The sequence below is a fragment of the Gardnerella sp. DNF01157 genome, assembly GCF_049244225.1.
GTDB classification, from domain to species: Bacteria; Actinomycetota; Actinomycetes; order Actinomycetales; family Bifidobacteriaceae; genus Bifidobacterium; species Bifidobacterium leopoldii.
In genome coordinates, this window is sequence record NZ_CP058388.1 from 1,224,689 (window position 1) to 1,243,072 (window position 18,384).

Genomic DNA, 18,384 nt, shown 5'->3' on the forward strand with positions numbered 1-18,384 from the left:
ATTATTTGCAATCTCACTATTACAATCGACGCCACTCAAGTTATTCTTGCAATCGCAGTATCAGCTTTTGCAAATTTCGATCACTCTGTTTAAATTCACATTATCTCGCGCTGCTGAATCGAAAATAGGCAAAGCAAATCTAAATGAGTAATTATTAGCAACGTCAAACAACATAGTGCTTTTATCTACCAAGTGACTTTTTATTTCTTCAGTCACGCAATCGCTTGCATGCGGAAGCTTTATTAATTGTCCAGTACTGTTATTCTCACGCGTTAAAATGCGGACATCATCGCTCATACCATTCTGTTCGTAACCTACGGAAGGAATAACTTTTAGTTGATTGTTATACTTGTTTGATTTTCGCTTGTTGCTTCGAATATAAATTTTAGTATCTCTTGCGTCCACACAATTTTTCTTTTTGCTAAGAAAAGCATTATCATAGCAATTTTTTTCGCTGTCATAATCTTTCGAAACTTGATACCCAAGAAGTGCCGAGGCAGTCGAAGCTGTTAATTTACAATCGGGGTGCGATTCAATAATAGATAACGCAATATGACGTATTTTTTCAGCTTCGTAAAGACTATTCCAATATTCTTTACGCATGTAAAGATTTTTGTACACGCGCACAGCTTCTCCACGTTGCGCTGACCTTTGAACTGCTTTTCTTTCAGCATTAGTTTTCGGGGCGAAGCAACACTTATTTTGTTCGCTATTCGAAAATAAATCGTTTATATAAAAATTATTCATAATGCAAGGTTATTAAAGCCTTATTCGTGCGTAAATAAATTTCTTGCATTGTGGATAAAAGGTACGGAAAGAAGGTGCGGAATTGGCAGGTAGCGGCAGAAACTTTACGCGAGTGTAAAGGAAAGGTCGGATGCGCGCGATAAAACGGCAGAAAGTTTACATGGGAGTAAAGGAAAGGTCGGATGCGCGCGATAAAACGGCAGAAACTTTACACAGGTGTAAAGGAAAAGTCGCGAAAGAGCGGAAAAACGGCAAAAACTGTGCAGCTGTGTAAAGGAAAAGTTGCGAAAGGGCAGAATAGCGGCAGAAACTTTACACGGGTGTAAAGAAAAAGTCGCGAAACCACGGAAAACACATCTAAGAAATCGAATTTCGGGTTATAAGCCCAAAATGCTAAAGTACTTTTACCGACATTTTCCAATTAATGCGGAATAAACATTCTATATTCTATCTAATCCACATAATACACAGACAAAGGTAAATACTAGTAAGCAACCTTCAATTGCAGATTTAATCAGTTTATACGCTGTTTCTTCATCATCATACTTGCAATCTGTTCCACAACTTGCTTCAATGGCTTTTCTATCACATAACCATCTAGCAATAGCAAATAGTGCACCGACAAAACAAGTTACTATCGAAATCCAAGAATTAGTTTTATGCATAACAAAAGTAGCAAACAGCGCTAATCCAACAGATAATATCGCGCCAAGTAACCCAATTGAACAATCTATTAGTTTATATAGAATACCTTTAGATTCATCATATTTTTTATTATTCTTTTGAATTGACATCATAACCTTTATTAGTATACGATAAACCAATTTTATAGTTTGAATTATATTCAGAAAGGTAAGAATAGCAACTTAATGCAACTAATGGATGAGGACGAAGGCGTGAACACGCGCGTGCAGAGCACAAAATTGTTATAAAAAAACTTAGTCTAGTGCACCTTTTAGCACACTAGACTAAGTAATTCACAGTAAAATCGACTCAACGATCAACCAGTAAGCTAAAGCCCAAATGATTCATCGCTGAATCAGCTTTTAGCTTAGTGACGGATCTTGCGAAGAGCAGCACCCATGCCAGCAAGCACAGAAGCAGCAACAGCAGCCATAGCTACAGCAGCACCGGTCTTAGCTAAACCAGCAGCAGCGGCACCGTTTGCACCAGCGGCAGCACCGTTAGCATTGTTGTTCTGCTGAGCAGAAGCCTTGGTATCCTTACCCTGCTTAGCAGCAGCCTCAGCAGCCTTAGCTTCCTTACCAAACTTACCGCTCATAGCAGAAGCATAAGCATGCTTCAAACCAGGAACAGCTGGAACCTTTGGATCCAAAGGATCAGAAGTCACAACTGGTGGCAACAAAGCTGGGTTCACACCAGCAGCAACAGCCTCATTGTAAACATCCTTGTAAGTCTGCAAAGCCTTATTATAAGCAGCTACAGCAGCCAAATCCTTTGCCAAAGCATCATCATAAGCAGCCTTAGCCTTAGCAAGAGCAACAGTTGCACGCTTAAGATGAGCCTCAGCACGATCTGCTGCATCACGCAAACGAGTCTCAGTAGCAGAATCATTCACGCCAGAAGCCAAGAATGCATTGAGCTTTCCATTAGCAGCACTGAATGCATCCATGCGAGCATTGTACTCAGCAATAGCAGCAACCAAAGCCTTATAAGCATCATTGAAATTCTTCTTAGCAACAGCAAGCAAATCATCCTTGTTGTCCAAGTTCATCTTAGCAAGACGAACCTTGTTAATAAGAGCCCTCTTAATCTGATCCTCAGTTGGATCTGGAACTGCGCAGTTCTCCAATACGTTCTTAGCATCGAGATACTTAGCAAGAAGATCATTTACCTTAGTCTGCTGAGCTTCCTTAGCCCTAGTCTCTGTAACGTTAGCATTGAAAGCATCAACATATGCCTTAGCTTTTACATACACATCGTACGGAGCAGCAGAAGCAGCAGTAGGCTTAAGAGCAATCAAACCAGTAGTAGCATCAGGAGTTAAATTAATCCAAGTAGTAATAACAACTAGAGGCTGTTCTGGCTTAGGAGTTACAGTCATACCATCAAGAACAGCCTTAGCATCAGTATAAGCTTTGTAAGCAGCATCAGCAGACGTCTTAGCAGCGCTCTTGAATGGAGCAGGATCTGGGCATGCAGCCATTGCTGGAGCAGCAAAAGCGAAACCAGAGAGGAGGGTGGCGCCAGCAGCGAATGCGGCGATAGCCTTCTTATTCAACATAATATTTTCCTTTCTTCTTCTCCTTCGCACTAGGGTATGCGAAGAAAAATTTGCCATTTGCGGTTTCCCGCTCGTACCAGTGAACTAGGGATTCAACCGGTAACTGAGTTAAAACTTACCGCAAGCTCTCAGAAAACTCAACACTAAAATTCAGGTTTCTCAGCATCAAAAATACAAAAATCTTGATAAATATTCGTTATATTCATTGAAAAGCAGAAATATTTACGACATTTTTCTGTATTTTTTAATAAAAATTACGCGACACGCCATATACTGGATTTTTTTAACGTTTTTTCAGCTTTCTTTAAGGTTTGAGTTTTGCGATTTCTTTAAATGCCTTATAAAAACAACAAAAAAACGCAATATTTAAGCATCGGCACGCTTTATTTAAACATAGCAAAATTTGTTTAAACATCGACACACTTGAAGCAAAACCAAACAGAAAAACCAAAAATGCCCGAGTAAACAACTCACTCGGGCATTAAAATCATCAGCGCGCAAAATTAAACTTTGCAAAAATATTCGCAAAAATACTAATCAAGCAAATCGTCAGAATCTCCAGAACTCACTAAATCGTCAGCATTAGACGCATCAAGAACATCTCGCTCATCAATAACAGGTGCCAAAACCAAATCCTTCACAAGCTCACGCGTACGAAGCTGAGAGTCAGCATCCAAACCATCGTCGGTAATAACAGTATCAACCTGATCAAAACGAGCAAATAGCGAAAGCGACGTACAACTCCATTTAGTATGATCCGTCAAAATAATCGTGCGATCCGCAATATCCATTAACGCCATATCCGTAGCAGCTTCCAAAGAATTTGGCATAAGGAATCCGCGAGGAAGAGACACAGAATGCGTGCCAAGAAAAACGGTATTCACACGAAGAGAAGCAACAACTTTATCTGCAATAGGCCCAACCAGCGAATTGGAACGCGTAATCACGCCACCGGTAACAATAACCTCGACATCCTTCGACTCTAAAGCTTGCACAAGCTCCGCAACAGGAATCGAATTAGTCAAAATCGTAATGCCAGAAGCCCTGCGCGACTCGAGCAAATGTTGCGCAAACACATAAGCAGTGGTACCGCCGCCAATAGCAATCACATCCCCCGGAGAAACATAATCCACAGCCAAACGCGCAATTGCATCCTTCAAACCAATATCCATTTGCGACTTTACAGAAAACAGCGGCTCCGAAAGCAAAGTATTAGTCGTTACAGCGCCGCCGTGAACGCGCTTTAAAAGCCCACGATCCGAAAGCTCTGCGATATCCCTGCGAACCGTCATAGCAGAAACGTTCAGTTCCTTAGAAAGCGCAGTAATGCGAACAGCACCACGCGTACGGAGACGGCTTAAAATCAAATGTTGACGCTGTGAAGAAATCATACGAACATTATCGCACACGTAAACGCAAAAAACAAACGTAATTGAGCGTTTCAGGGCATTAAAACGAAAAGAACGCACATTTTGTTGTCAAGCAAAGCAAGTTTTATGAAAAATCGCACAAAAACGAACGCGTACTAAGGAAGAAAACGCACAAACTACGGCAAGAAAAAAACGCACAAAATACACTAAGTAATAGCGCATATAACAATAATGCCCTACTATATAAATATGTATTACGTTTCTGAACACTCATTGCACAATGTCGTCAATAAAGCAACGACCGACCTTTTTACATTCTCATACAAACACATTATTAAACCGCATTTTGTTTTTAACATTCCTCCAGACGAAGCGCATGATCGCATGATTAATTTTTGCAAATTTAGCGAACGCACTCCTGGATTAATGTGGCTTCTTCGCGAAATGCTTAACTACACAGACCCAGTGCTAGAAACTAACGTTATGGGTGTGGATTTTGCAAATCCGTTTGGCTTAAGTGCAGGACTGGATAAAAACTGCCAAATGGCGACCGTACTAGACAACGCCGGCTTTGGTTTTGAAACAGTTGGCTCTACCACAAGCCGACCATGCGAAGGAAATCAAAAACCTTGGTATCATCGCCTTCCAGAATATGACTCTATTCTTGTACACGCAGGACTAGCAAACGATGGCAGCGAAGCCGTTGTTGCACGAGCCGAGAAAGCCTGGACGCACGCAAAATCTATGAATATGTCTATTTCTATTGCGCGCACAAACGACGACTTAGTTGGCGATTTGGAAGAAGGAATTGAAGACTACCATATTTCTATGGAACGTGCAGCTGGAAAAAGCTCAATAATTGAAGTAAATATTTCATGCCCGAACACGCGTGTGGGTGAACCATTTAGTCAGCCGGAAGCACTTGACAAATTATTCACCGATCTTGACACTATTAAGCGACCTCAGCCAACGTTAGTTAAGATGCCGCTTAATTTGCACGGTGGTTGGGAACAGTTCAAATCTTTGCTTGACGTACTTGCCGAACATAAAGTTGACGGAGTAAGTATTGCGAACTTGCAAAAGAATCGCGCAGGACTTGATGTTCCGGAAGATTGGCAAGGAGCACTTTCTGGAGGTCCTACCTACAGCGCAAGCAACGAGCTTATTCGACGCACGCGCAAAGCTTTTGGTAAACGTTTTGCTATTGCAGGCATTGGCGGAGTATTTACGCCAAAGCAAGCATATGAGAAGATTCGCTCAGGCGCTGATTTGGTTATGTTTATTACGTCACTTATGTACAGAGGACCGCAGCAAATCACAACGCTGAAACGCGGACTTGCGGATCTTTTGAAACGCGACGGCTTTGAGCATGTTACAGACGCAGTTGGTGCGGATTTGAACTAGTACAGTGCGTATTTGCGCTAAAAATGACCCTTACTTTGCTCACAATCAAGTAGCATAAGTAAGGGTCTATTTGTAAGGAACAGCACAAAACAACTTAGTATTTAGTAAGTTAACTAGCAATTACGAGTTAACAAATACCATTTAGTAATTATCAGTTTCTGAATTACTATAGTCGTCGCGACGAGCAGTGCCGTACTGATCTTGCGTGTTCTTTTGTTTCTTAGCTTCTTCCTGCTGTTCTTGTGCTGCCTGCTTTCTAGCGTCTTCATCTCGCTTCTGCTGATCAGTTTTAACAGTATTTTTAGGCATGCCAGGCAGAGTTCCACCGGCAGTGTACTTTGGATCAGGCTTGCCATAATCGTTGTCAACAGGAATGTTAGCAGCTTTCAAATAGTCATTCATAAACTGTTTCCACGCTGGCGTTGCAATATACATACCATACCAAGCTGCCATTGTACGACCGTTAATAGTCATGCCATTAAAGCTTTTTTGTGATTCGGCGTTACCAACTGCCACAAACGAAGCAACTTGATACGGCACAAAACCAGCTGTAGTCATGTAGTACTGTTCGTTAGTACCAGTTTTTGCGAAAGTCTTGCGACCACCATCAAGTTGGGTAGTTGAAGCCTCGCCGCCAGGTTGCACAACACCCTGATTCAGCGCATAAGCAGCAGTTTGAGCAATTCCCTTTGGAATTGCTTGATGGCAATGCGCACTAGGAACTTTCAAACGCTTACCGTTTTTGTCAACAACTCGCTTAATAGCAATAGGATCGCATGCCACGCCATCAGCGCCAATAGTTGCATACACATTCGCCACAGTTAAAGGCGAAGCTTGCACAGAACCAATCGTCATAGGCGGATTAAGCGAGTTAGAAGAATACACACTTTCCTGACCAAGAGGCGAATTATGGTAGCCAAGTATGCGAGCAGCATCCGCGATTGAGCACAGCTTAATTTGCTGAGCCATAGAAGCCTGAGTGGTGTTATGCGAGCGCACAAGACCTTGCAAAGGAGTTTCCGGATTAGTTGTGCCACCACCAGAGTTTTGAACTGACCAACTACCAACTCCGCGGAATTTGCTGCAATTAAAATCAGCATTGTTGTAAAGCATAGAAGTGCGAAGAGGCTGATTAATTGACTTTCCAGCAAGCATCCATGCAACCATATTAATTGGCTTCCACGTAGAACCAATCTGCCAACCAAGACCGCCACCATCGCGCTCATCTACAGCATAGTTCAAAGCCGTATGCGTAGGATCTGATTTTGCAGCATCCGTAGCATCATAAATACGATTGCTGCCAAATGCCAAAACTTCACCAGTTCCAGGCTTAATTGCCGCAATTGAAACTTCAAAACCGCTCTTATCGTTTACAGGAATCGTATCTCTAGCAGCTTTCATAGCAGCCTTGCTGGCGCGCAAATCCATAGTTGTGTAGATATCAAGACCACCCTCAGTAAGCAACTTTTCGCGCATGGCAGCAGTTTTACCAAACTCGCGAGAATGCAAAATTTTCTTCGTTACATAATCGCAGAAGAATGCTGCATCACCTGCAGCTTGGCATCCAATCTTAGAAACTTCCCTCTGTATGTTAAGAGTGCTTTTAAGAGGAATAGCAACAGCGGAATCATGCTCGCTCTTAGTAATAAAACCTTGACGAAGCATTAAATCAAGTACAATATTGCGCTGCTTTTGCGCTTCAGGCTGATTTGCTTCAATAGAAGGATCGTAACGCGAAGGATTCTTTGTAATTGCAGCAATAGTTGCCGATTGCACAAGATTAAGTTTTGCAGCGCTCGTATTGAAGTAGCGATGAGCTGCAGTTTCTACGCCGTAAATATTATTGCTACCGAACTGCGCAATATTTAAATATCCCTGCAAAATCTCAAGTTTAGAGTATTTTTTCTCCATTTGAATTGCAATAAGCATTTCGCGCAATTTACGAGCAATAGTGCCTTCAGAAGCGTGATACTCAGCTAAAGGATCGTTATTTTCGCGAGCTTTAATCATAAGCACATTTTTTACATATTGCTGAGTTAAGGAAGAGCCACCTTGCATATCTCCCTTTTTAACGAATGTTTGCACGAATGCGCGAATAACACCTTGCATATCTACGCCGGAATGCTCAAAGAATCGACGGTCTTCACGAGCAACCATTGCTCGCTGCATATATTGCGATATGCGTCGGAGCGGCACTACAGTGCGGTTTTGAGCATAAAAAGTTGCAATAATAGTTTTGCCATCAGAAGCGTAAAGTCGCGATTTTTGCGGCAAAGCAGTTACATCAAAATCGATGCCGTCAACGCGAAGTGAAGGTACTACTGTTTTCACTATGCTATTCACGCTCATTACGCCAGGAACAAACATAATACTTGCTGCAACACCTCCTGCAACACACAAAGTGATGTAGGTAAGGAACAGTGCTAGCACACGGCGAACAGTCAGTGAATTCTTTTTCGGCATGCGTACTATTCTAAAGGTTTGCCTCTACTTGAAAACTGGCATCATAAACATTCGCACTTTAACGCTCAGCTCGACGAATAAGCATGCCAGGCTTATAAATAATAATTGACCTGCCTTGGCGCATAATCCAGCCTCTGTTTGCAAAATCCATAAGTGCTTTGTTAACTGTTTCGCGTGAAGAGCCAACAAGTTGCGCAAGCTCTTCTTGCGTTAAATCATGCGGCACAAGCAAGCCATCGCTCATAGGCTCGCCAAATCTTGAAGCTAAATTCAGCAAAGTCTTCGCTAAACGAGCAGGAACATCCATAAAAACTAAGTCGGAAATTCGCTCATTATTTGCTCTCATGCGCGCTGCAAGCACTTGAAGCATATCTACTGCAACGCTAGGGTGATTGTTTAGCCAATGGAATAACACGTCATTTTCTAGCCATAAAACTCTAGTATTGTTGGTAATAGATATTGCTGAAGCTGTACGAGGACCGCCGCTAGGATCAAAAACGGGAATTTCGCCTAGAATTTCGCCAGGAGTGTGAATACTTAACAATTGCACACGATTGTCGTTTGAATGACGAACTAATTTTACTCTTCCACGCTCAAGCAAGTACATTCGATGGTCAGTATCGCCTTCATTAAAAATTGCCGAACCTTTTTTAAATGTCGATTCTTGCAAATACTGCATCAATTCTTTTACTTGATCAGCTGGAACTTGCTTAAACAATGCGGTATGTTGCAGTGAAAATTCATCGCTGTCAACGCTGAGTGTTGCCATTGCTGCTCTACCCCTTCATTAAGCAATAAGTAGATATCTCCATTGAACTACCTGTATGCGGATGAGCGCAAACGCAAACGAAAAACGTAAGCGAAAAACGCACATCACCTGACCTATGATATCACGAAAGACGAGGAAACGACATTTACTTTACGCCGTTGTAAAGTTTCTGCCGCTTTTTAGCATGCAAACGACCGTTTTTTTACAACGCAGTAAAGTTTCTGCCGCCTTTTAGCACACAAACGACATTTACTTTACAACGCAGTAAAGTTTCTGCCGCTTCCGACTAACTGTTTACGCCCATAACATGCAAGCACCATGCGTTTTCATAAGCTAACTCCTGCCATTGCCTGTACCTGCCAGAAGTGCCACCGTGACCACCGTCAGTTTCAATACGAGCAATTGCATCAACCCCAGAAGCTTGCAATTTAGCGAGCCATTTCAAAGGTTCCGTAACAAGCACGCGCGTGTCGTGAATAGACGATGTGATTAAGATTTTCGGAAAATCAGCTAACTTCTTGCGACCATCTTCCGTTTTTGCGCAAGGCACATTTTCGTAAGGAGTATACGATTTCATATAAGCATAAGCTTCAGAATCATCGAGCGGATTGCCCCACTCATCCCACTCTGTTACAGTAAGCGGCAAAGAAGAGTCGAGCATAGACGTAAGAGCATCTACAAAAGGCACGTCTGCTTCAATCCCTGCATAACATTCCGGAGCCATATTTGCTATAGCACCCATAAGCAAGCCTCCTGCTGAACCACCGTTTGCAACAGTATGGCAAGCAGAAGCAAAACCAGCATTTTGCAAAGCACGCGTGGCATCAACAAAATCTTCAAAAGTATGCTTTTTATTAACACGCCTACCCTGTTCATACCACGCGCGACCCATTTCACCGCCGCCTCGCACATGCACTTGCGCATATAACACGCCGCGATCCAGCAAACTCAAGCGACCGACAGAAAAAGTAGGGTCTGAACTAACTTCATACGCTCCATAACCAGTAATAAACATTGAGTCAGTTTGAGAAATTTTATCCGGACGCCACACAAGCGATACTGGCACACGCTCACCATCTCGAGCAGTAATCCAAACGCGCTTTTCAGCATAATTGTGCTCATTAAATTCGCCTAAAATTTTACCTTGCTTGAGCAGCACATCTTCGCCTGTTAAAGGATCCAACTCGCGAAGTTGACCTAAAGTTGCGTAACTGCCAAAAGCGTAACGCATATGCGGAGCTTCGTACGAAGGATTTCCAGTCATAGAAATACTAAATAAGCGATTATTGTTGATTTCTTCTTGTGAAATATTTGCGAGCGCAGCACGTGATTCGGCTTGCGCTTGATCCGCAAGTTGATCCGTAAGTTGAGAAGAAAATTGATCCGTAGGTTGATCCGTAAATTGATTCGCAAGCTGGGAAGAAAGTGGGTGCACTTCGCAAAAACGCCACGGTTTTGCTTGCAAAAAATCTTCAACAGCGCGCTTCTTGCTCATTACAGCCAAATGCGGCAAACCTTGAGAACGGTAAGCTAGTGCCACATAATTTTTGTACATTGACAATCCGCTTATGCTCAATCCAACTGCATTTTGCAATATTTCAGGATTTTGAGGCGAATTATAAGGCTTTGTAATAGGCTCACTTCCGGCACCTTTTTGCCAAACATCTCCTTGCTCGCAACCATAAGGAGAACCCGAAGCAACACATACTCCATCCGAAAGCTTATACGTTACATGCTCATCAAACTTGCCGGAATTTCCTCTCATATCAATAATGTCAATTTCAAAATTAGGATTTTTAGCGTTATGGCACACAATCGCAATTGGAATATCTTCACCATTTTCGCCAGCATTCTCAAAGCAAGCGAAAGAAATATCGTATTCCACTCCCTCAACCGGCTCAATAACCATGCTGAATTCGCCTTCAGGATTGCTCAAAGGAAGCATAAGCACGCGCGATGTAGTCTTTGAACTACTACTGATCATCATGTATCGTTCGTCAAAACTTTCATACACGTCAACAAAAAATCGCTCGTCAGTTTCTTCAAAAACTTTTACATCATTAGAAACGTTAGTGCCAACCTTATGCCTCCAAACCTGATAAGGACGCCAAGCATCATCAAGCTTTACATAAAACACCCATTTTCCATCTGGAGAAAGTGAAGCAGAAGCAAGATTTTCCCACGATTCTTCTAACTGCGACCAAGAACATGTTTTTGTAGAAAAGTCACGAATAAAATAGTTAAAGCGTTCATCGCCTTGAGTGTCGACACCGTACAGCATTCGCAAACCGTCGGTGCTCAAATCCATTCCACCGACTCTAAAGAACTTGCCACCAGAGTGCTCAGATTCAAAGTTTGCATCAAATAAAATCTCTTCACCATCAGTTGTGCCAGGCTTTGCAGAATTGTCGATAGTTGGCGGATTCCAATCGTCACTATTTTCGACTTTCATACGGCATTGCACAGCGTATTGTTTGCCTTTTTCAGTACGCACGTAATACCAGTAATTATTCATGCGCACAGGAACAGACATGTCTGTTTCTTGAACTCTTGAGCGCAACTCGTCAAATAATGTAGAACGCAAGTTTGCTAAGTGCTTTACACGCTGTTCAGTATAAGCATTTTGACTATTGACGTATTCCATAAGCTTAGGATTATTGCGATCTTTCATCCAAGCATATTCGTCTATATAAGTGTCGCCATGGAATTCACGTGCCGACGGTATGCGTTCTGCCGCTTTTGGCTTTGCAAAATCTTGATTATTCATAGCTACACCTCTTTTAATTTTCATTAAGTATTTTCTTCAGCTCTTATATATTAGTAACGAAATATTTTCTGCAATTCTTTAATATTACAAAATTATTTTGCAATTATTTTATACTATTTCGCAATCGCTTCCTCTATAAACGGAAGCATTACTTTAGCTAAATCTTTGCCTTGAGGAGCTGCAAAAAATGGCACGCCTTGCAAAGTACCAGCAGCACCTTCTGCCTCAATTATGCGCATTTGAGCATCATCAAAATCATCAATATCACCAGAAAACTCGTTAGCATTATGTAATTTTTCGATCGCCATAGTAGGAATTTCTTGCGCATCTTCACACGTAGTATCAAGAGCATCCGAAAAAACATACGCACGCTTAGATGCACTTAAAGCAACAGCAAAATCACGAGATAATTTACGACGAAAATCCTCAACAGTAGCGCGCTTACGCAATTGCCTAATACCTACTGCAAGCACACGACCTGGATGCTTACGAATAATATTCGCATACGTTAAAGGATCCTTTTGACCATCATCGCCAATAAGCACAAAACGCATGCCAGGAAAATCATCCATAAGTTGAGTTGCAAATTCTAATTTATGCTGCGGTCCGTTTGGAATAAAAGTTTTAGGACGCGGATCCAAATCACGAAGAAGAAGAGGACCCTCAGGAAACTTTTCGCGATCAATAAAGTGACGAATTGAAGCCTCAACATTCCACGGAGAAGTAGAAAGATAGAAAAATGGAATATCGTCACGCAAACGCTCTAAAGACTGGAAAAACTCAGACATTCCAGCAACTGGCGAACGATGAGCAGGATTCATAATAAGCAAATTATAAGCAGCGCGAATTGGCGAAGGCGCTTGAGTAACCATAATAGTGTCGTCAACGTCCGAAATAACACCAACAGGAACATTTGCATCAATAGCAAATAAACTCGCTTTTACAGGCTCACGGTCACTAACAGAATACGAAACAACGTGACGACCAGGCTCTAAAGCGCGTTCGGTAATTAAATCTAAATACCCTGCACGGTCAGAAATACAGTACTCTGCACTACCATCGCGTGAACCTTCAGGCTTATCGTATATTTCAGAATCGCCAATTTGAGCTGTTTCTACAGGAATACCGTCAATAGACAAAGCCACGCGCACACGCACAGCAGGAACAACAAGCATCGCATAAATTCCGCGTTTTAGAGCAGAATGATGACCAAGCTTTGGAGCATACACAGTTCTGCAAATCAAGCGAGCATATCTATGCGTTCCATACCCAATATATGGCTCAACACTTGGAAACCAGCCAAAACGACGAGCAACACGACCAGCAAGACGCATCCACATGCCGACAATAGACGTAACGAGCCTGCGACCAAAACGCACAAGCAATGGCTTATTGTCAATACGCTCAGCTTTAGAAGGAGCGTCAAACAATGTTGCCGTAACATGCACAGGAATTGGCGCACTGCTAATCCGTCTAGACGCCACTAATTGCGGAGTAGATTGTGGGCTTTGCACATACTCAAGATTAGAACGCGCAGAAAGCGAAAGTCCTTCGGCGCGTTCATCTTTGTTAAGTGAGTTACCCACAGATTCGCTCATTCGCGTACCGGACCATCCGGAGTCGTGCCAACAATTTGCACAATAGTGCCACGTGGACAATTTTCAAAAATCCAGCGAGCATCCTGCTCATACATGTTTATGCAACCATGAGAGCCGTGATTTGCAGCATCGCCAGTTGCAATACCCTTATAATTCCAAGAAGCAGTGTGGAAACCTTCTCCACCATGGTAATAGCTAACCCAACGCACTCCAGGAGAGAAGTAAGGAGAGCCATCGCCATTCCTACCGCGCATATCTTGTGAAGCATAACGCAAGTAAATAAAGAATGTACCAGAAGCTGAATCATCGGCACCGCGCTTACCTGTGCAAACAGGGAATGTTTTTACAAGTTCATCATTCCTATAAACAGAAGCCGTTTGGGTTGTTTTGTCAACAACAATGCGCATTTCAACAAGCTTCTTTTCAACGGTAAACTTAGTGATTTTTGAAGGAACAGACATCTTGAAATCATTGCCATTGCGCAAAGATTCTACAGCCTTTTTCGCAATACTATCGGAATAGCTAATTTCAACACCATTAGAACCTTTAAGTGTTGTGAAAATAAACTTGCCTTCTTTATTGACTGCATCTTCCTGATTAATCTTTTGCTGATTAAGCTCTTTTGGAAGAACTTGAGACAAATAATAATCTGCTTTATCTGTATCAATTGTGTAAGAAAGCTTACGGCGAGTCGTATCTGCTTTTATACTGATCCAAGACGCAATCGCTTCTTTTGGAACCGTAAAATCTTTACCGTCACCGTTATTAAACGTGATTTTTTTCTCAAGAAGTTTATTTAAATCATCTACAAGTTTCTGCGCTGCATCAAGCTTAATAGGAGCGTCAGTGCGTCGAGATGTAACAGAAACTTTTACTGTTTTACCAGGGTGAGCAATTAACTTTTTTACTGCTTCACGAACAGACATAGTTTCTATAGTGCGACCAGGTATACCATCCTCTACCTTGTAAGATTCAGAATCCTTGTCGAAAACTGCACTATAAGGTACAGCGCGATCCTTCTCACGAATAAACTTATGCAATAAGTACGAATCCAAAGCAGAATCATCACGTACAGCTTTCAAGCTCACGGTTTGATGAACCCAAGGCATAATACGAGTAAATAAATTATCTCGCTTAGCATTCATAATAGCTTTTACAGTTGCGTTCTTATCAATCTTGACACCAAGTTGACTCAAATCTGCATCAACACTATTGCCTTGATCGTCACTAATTACTAATTCGCTATGATCCACAGCATTCTGAACAGTCTTGCTTACAGAATCTTCCTGATAGCCAGTGAGATTGCGCGTAATAGAAGCATCACCAAAATCAACACCTGGAGCAACTCGATTGTTGAAATACAAATGAAGTGCAAAAAATGCTGCAGCTAACAAAATAACAAAAATAAGAAGCGAATACATCAACGCCAATGCGGAACGGTTCGCACGATGTTTCTTTGCTTTCGGCTCTACTACTCTAAATGAATCGGTTGCAGTTGAATCGGCAGGAGTTGCATTTGCATACATGCCATAAGATGTAGCATTATTGCCAAACACATTCTTCTTATTACCGGCAATATCTTCAACGATATCGTCAACAATGTCTCCAGAAGTATCTTCTTCATCGGCGACTTCGCCTAAATTATCAGCAAGAGTTCCCTCATAATTAACAGAATTATCAGCCATTTGATCTTCTACATGACTTTGAGGAACCTGCATAAAAGCAACAGTATCGTCACTAGCATCATCAGGCATATTACTAGATGTAATATTGAAGGATTCATCTCCCTCAAAATTTTGCTGTAATTCAGCCATATTCAAAACCTCTGCTCAATAATTGTATGCGACAGACACGCTTGCACAGTTTACCACTAGCGACGCACGAAATTAGTATTAGCGAAACATGAGAGCATAACTGGTTACATAACTAGCTAAATAACTAGCTAAATATTTAGTACAGAATTAATGCGAATAATACACGTTAAAAAACGAGCAAAGAACAAGCAAAAGCAGCAAAATGCACAATTAACTAGCAACTAGCCGACAGCTAATGAGTAACTAATAAACATCTAATACAAGCAATAAACGATATTTATAAAAACAATAAATACTATACAAATGTGTAAAAAACGTAAATATTCGCAATATGCAGCAAAATTTAGTATTGTAGAAAAAATAATGTGCAAGAATAGGAGGTATGCCAACTATGCCTATTCAAGCGACTATTGCTCTTATGATGATTGTATTCGCGCTTGTACTCGCACCATTCGTCATCATGATTGTTTCGCGCGCTTTAAAACGTCATCATTTGGCAGAAAAACTTGCTCAACGACACGGCGACTCAGTGCATTACGCATTCATACTTAATCCTTCAAAACCACAAGCGGAATCGTATCGCGAAAGTATTAAAAATTATTGCAAAGAACGCAATTTAACCTACGAAATTATTGATACACAGTTAGATAAAGATGGACGCGAATGCGCTTTAGAAGCACTTTCAAATGGAGCTAATGTAGTAGTAGCAGTCGGCGGAGATGGCACGGTTCGTACTGTTGCGAGCGCAGTAAGCGGTAAAGGTCATGCGATGGGAATTATTCCTATTGGAACTGGCAATCTTTTTGCTAGAAATATGGGAATTCCAGTAAACGACGTGGATGCTGCGCTGCGTGTTGCAACTTCTCACGGCTCTAGGCAGGTTGACGTTGGGCGCGTAACGATTCTCGACAATCCAGAAGAAGATCATGGACACGCATTCTTAATTATTGCAGGCATTGGTTTTGACGCGTTAATGATTGACGACACTGATCCAAACTTAAAAAAGAATATTAGTTGGCTTGCTTATTTTGTCTCTGGTGTAAAGCATTTGTTTATGCCAAAATATCGCGCAACCGTTACCTTACAGCGTTCAAATGGCGACGAAAGTGTGCTAAAAGGATTGACTTTCCGCACACTTATGGCTGGAAATTGCGGTCAAATTCCTATGTTTTCGCTTATGCCAGAAGCAGCGTACGACGATGGTGTGCTTGATTTTGAGATTATTGACACTTCTGGCGGTTTAATTGGTTGGGCTAATTTGTTCCGAGGAGTAATACACCAAACGCTAACAGGGCGCGCACTCCAGCAGGATTCGCTTTCTGCAGGCTCGAGAATTGACCAAACGCAAGGTTTTAGCGCAGAAGTGCAATTAGAAAAATCTGCTCCAGTGCAAGTAGACGGCGACATTTTGGGATATACGAAACATTTGCGCTTCACTGTTGACAAGCAAGCATTGTGCGTAAGAGTGCCAGAAAATAAATAAAATACAAGCGCTGTGGCAAAATAAAAAATTATGGTAGCAAAAAATGCGGGAATGCCCGCCACCCCAGAAGATCTAGTCGACGTCGACGCTTTGGTTGGCGCTTACTATGATGAAGTTCCAAATTCCAACATTCCAGAACAGCGCGTGATTTTCGGCACGTCCGGTCACCGTGGTTCTGCTTTGAAAACTTCGTTTAACGAAGCTCATATTGTGGCAATTACGCAAGCTATTGCTGAATATCGCAAGAAAGCTGGCGTAACTGGTCCTCTTTATATTGGTCGCGATACGCACGCTCTTTCTGAGCCTGCTCAAAAAACCGCTATTGAGGTTTTAGTTGCTAACGGAGTTCACGTTCGCGTGGATTCTCGCGGCGACTTCGTGCCAACTCCTGTTGTTTCTCAAGCTATTTTGACGCATAATCGCGCAGCCGACGGCACTCAGCGTTTTAGCGGCGACGGCTTGGCTGACGGCATTGTCGTCACTCCTTCACACAACCCACCAACCGACGGTGGTTTTAAGTACGATCCTGTAACAGGCGGCCCTGCACCTGCGGAAGTAACTAACGCAATTGCAGCTCGCGCAAACGAATTGCTCGACAATTACAAGTCCGTAAAGCGCGTACCTTTCGAGGAAGCAATCAAGTCTGATTTGGTTGAAGGCTTCGATTACCGCGAACACTACGTTAGCGATTTGGCTAATGTAATCGATTTCGATGTGATTCGCTCTAGCGGCGTGCGTTTGGGAATTGACCCACTCGGCGGCGCAAGCGTAAACTACTGGCCACTTATGAACGAAAAGTACGGTTTGAACATCGGCGTTGTGCGTCCAGAAGTTGATCCAACTTGGCGATTCATGACTATTGACCACGATGGCAAGATTCGTATGGATCCAAGCTCCCCTTACGCAATGAAGGGCTTAGTTGATCAGCTTAACGCTGGCGCTTGGGATAAGTACGATTTGGTTGGCGGCACCGATCCAGATGCTGACCGCCACGGTATTGTGTGCCCTAACTGGGGCGTTATGAACCCGAACCATTACATTGCGGTATGCGTGGAGTATTTGTTCGGCGGTGCTCGTCCGGATTGGCCAAAGAATACTGCTATCGGCAAGACGCTTGTGTCTTCTTCCTTGATCGACCGCGTGGCTGCTTCTATTAACGCAAAGCTTGTGGAAGTTCCAGTTGGATTCAAGTGGTTCGTTGACCCACTCTTTAGCGGCGAAGTTGCTTTCGGCGGAGAGGAAAGCTCCGGCATGAGCTTCTTGCGCAAAGATGGTCGCGTGTGGACCACCGATAAGGATGGTTTGATTCCTGATTTACTCGCTGCGGAAATTACTGCAAAGACTGGCAAGAACCCAGCTCAGCTTCACCAGGATCAGGTTGCTCGCTTTGGCGAAAGCTGGTATAAGCGCGTCGATACGCCGACAACTCTTGAGCAAAAGCAGAAGTTCGCAGCTTTGAGCGGCAGCGACGTTGAAGCAACTAAGCTTGCTGGCGAAGATATTACCGCAAAGCTTACGGAAGCTCCTGGAAACGGCGCAAAGATTGGCGGCTTGAAGGTGACGACTAAGAACAACTGGTTCGCTGCTCGCCCATCTGGTACCGAGAATATTTACAAGGTTTACGCAGAATCCTTCGTTTCTCCAGAAGCACTTGACAAGGTGCTTGAGGAAGCTACTGCTGTAGTCGACAAGGCTTTAGCGTAACGTAATAATCTTGCGTAAAT

The 18,384-nt window shown here is 42.6% G+C and carries 12 protein-coding genes; 3 read left to right on the top strand and 9 right to left on the bottom strand.

Features of this window, described 5'->3' with window-relative positions; genetic code table 11:
• Window positions 1-60 precede the first annotated feature (60 nt).
• From HXT38_RS04635 to HXT38_RS04650, 4 genes are all read right to left on the bottom strand, one after another.
• Window positions 61-627 carry a hypothetical protein gene (locus tag HXT38_RS04635; protein WP_421791742.1) on the bottom strand — a complete coding sequence of 189 codons (567 nt, stop codon included), beginning with the start codon at window positions 625-627 and terminating at the stop codon, window positions 61-63.
• A 560-nt stretch (window positions 628-1,187) separates the two neighbouring features.
• Entirely contained in the window at window positions 1,188-1,544 is a 357-nt protein-coding gene (locus HXT38_RS04640; protein ID WP_004105411.1) for a hypothetical protein, read from the bottom strand.
• Window positions 1,545-1,798: 254 nt separating this feature from the next.
• The gene (locus tag HXT38_RS04645) at window positions 1,799-2,992 is read right to left on the bottom strand and encodes a hypothetical protein (RefSeq protein WP_116442599.1); all 1,194 of its coding nucleotides are present in this window, start codon (window positions 2,990-2,992) and stop codon (window positions 1,799-1,801) included.
• A gap of 533 nt (window positions 2,993-3,525) precedes the next feature.
• Window positions 3,526-4,383 (bottom strand): DeoR/GlpR family DNA-binding transcription regulator, encoded by an 858-nt coding sequence (locus HXT38_RS04650; RefSeq protein ID WP_004105415.1) that lies wholly within the window; start codon window positions 4,381-4,383, stop codon window positions 3,526-3,528.
• A gap of 228 nt (window positions 4,384-4,611) precedes the next feature.
• Between HXT38_RS04650 and HXT38_RS04655 the strand changes: the two genes are divergently transcribed.
• On the top strand, window positions 4,612-5,766 hold the full coding sequence (locus tag HXT38_RS04655; RefSeq protein ID WP_004105417.1) for a quinone-dependent dihydroorotate dehydrogenase: 1,155 nt from the start codon (window positions 4,612-4,614) through the stop codon (window positions 5,764-5,766).
• Between the two features lie 141 nt (window positions 5,767-5,907).
• On the opposite strand, the gene HXT38_RS04660 is transcribed toward HXT38_RS04655, so the two are convergent.
• The 5 genes from HXT38_RS04660 to HXT38_RS04680 all read right to left on the bottom strand — a co-directional run bounded on the left by HXT38_RS04660 (window position 5,908) and on the right by HXT38_RS04680 (window position 15,177).
• Window positions 5,908-8,229, bottom strand: a complete 2,322-nt coding sequence (locus HXT38_RS04660) for a transglycosylase domain-containing protein (RefSeq protein WP_004574072.1) — start codon at window positions 8,227-8,229, stop codon at window positions 5,908-5,910.
• A 58-nt stretch (window positions 8,230-8,287) separates the two neighbouring features.
• Window positions 8,288-8,998, bottom strand: a complete 711-nt coding sequence (locus tag HXT38_RS04665; protein ID WP_004105425.1) for a Crp/Fnr family transcriptional regulator — start codon at window positions 8,996-8,998, stop codon at window positions 8,288-8,290.
• 286 nt (window positions 8,999-9,284) lie between these two features.
• Window positions 9,285-11,789, bottom strand: a complete 2,505-nt coding sequence (locus HXT38_RS04670; RefSeq protein WP_421791744.1) for a S9 family peptidase — start codon at window positions 11,787-11,789, stop codon at window positions 9,285-9,287.
• An 89-nt stretch (window positions 11,790-11,878) separates the two neighbouring features.
• Window positions 11,879-13,363, bottom strand: coding sequence for an App1 family protein (locus HXT38_RS04675; RefSeq protein WP_415688573.1), 1,485 nt, complete (start codon window positions 13,361-13,363; stop codon window positions 11,879-11,881).
• A complete protein-coding gene (locus HXT38_RS04680; RefSeq protein ID WP_004574075.1) occupies window positions 13,360-15,177 on the bottom strand; it encodes a L,D-transpeptidase in 1,818 nt (605 codons plus the stop codon). The genes HXT38_RS04675 and HXT38_RS04680 overlap by 4 nt, the downstream gene beginning before the upstream one ends.
• A gap of 382 nt (window positions 15,178-15,559) precedes the next feature.
• Here HXT38_RS04680 and HXT38_RS04685 point away from each other — a divergent pair, with 382 nt between their 5' ends.
• Both HXT38_RS04685 and pgm read left to right on the top strand, forming a co-directional pair.
• A complete protein-coding gene (locus HXT38_RS04685; protein WP_004105433.1) occupies window positions 15,560-16,660 on the top strand; it encodes a diacylglycerol/lipid kinase family protein in 1,101 nt (366 codons plus the stop codon).
• Between the two features lie 30 nt (window positions 16,661-16,690).
• Entirely contained in the window at window positions 16,691-18,364 is a 1,674-nt protein-coding gene (pgm, locus tag HXT38_RS04690; RefSeq protein ID WP_101885886.1) for a phosphoglucomutase (alpha-D-glucose-1,6-bisphosphate-dependent), read from the top strand.
• The last annotated feature ends 20 nt before the right edge of the window (window positions 18,365-18,384 follow it).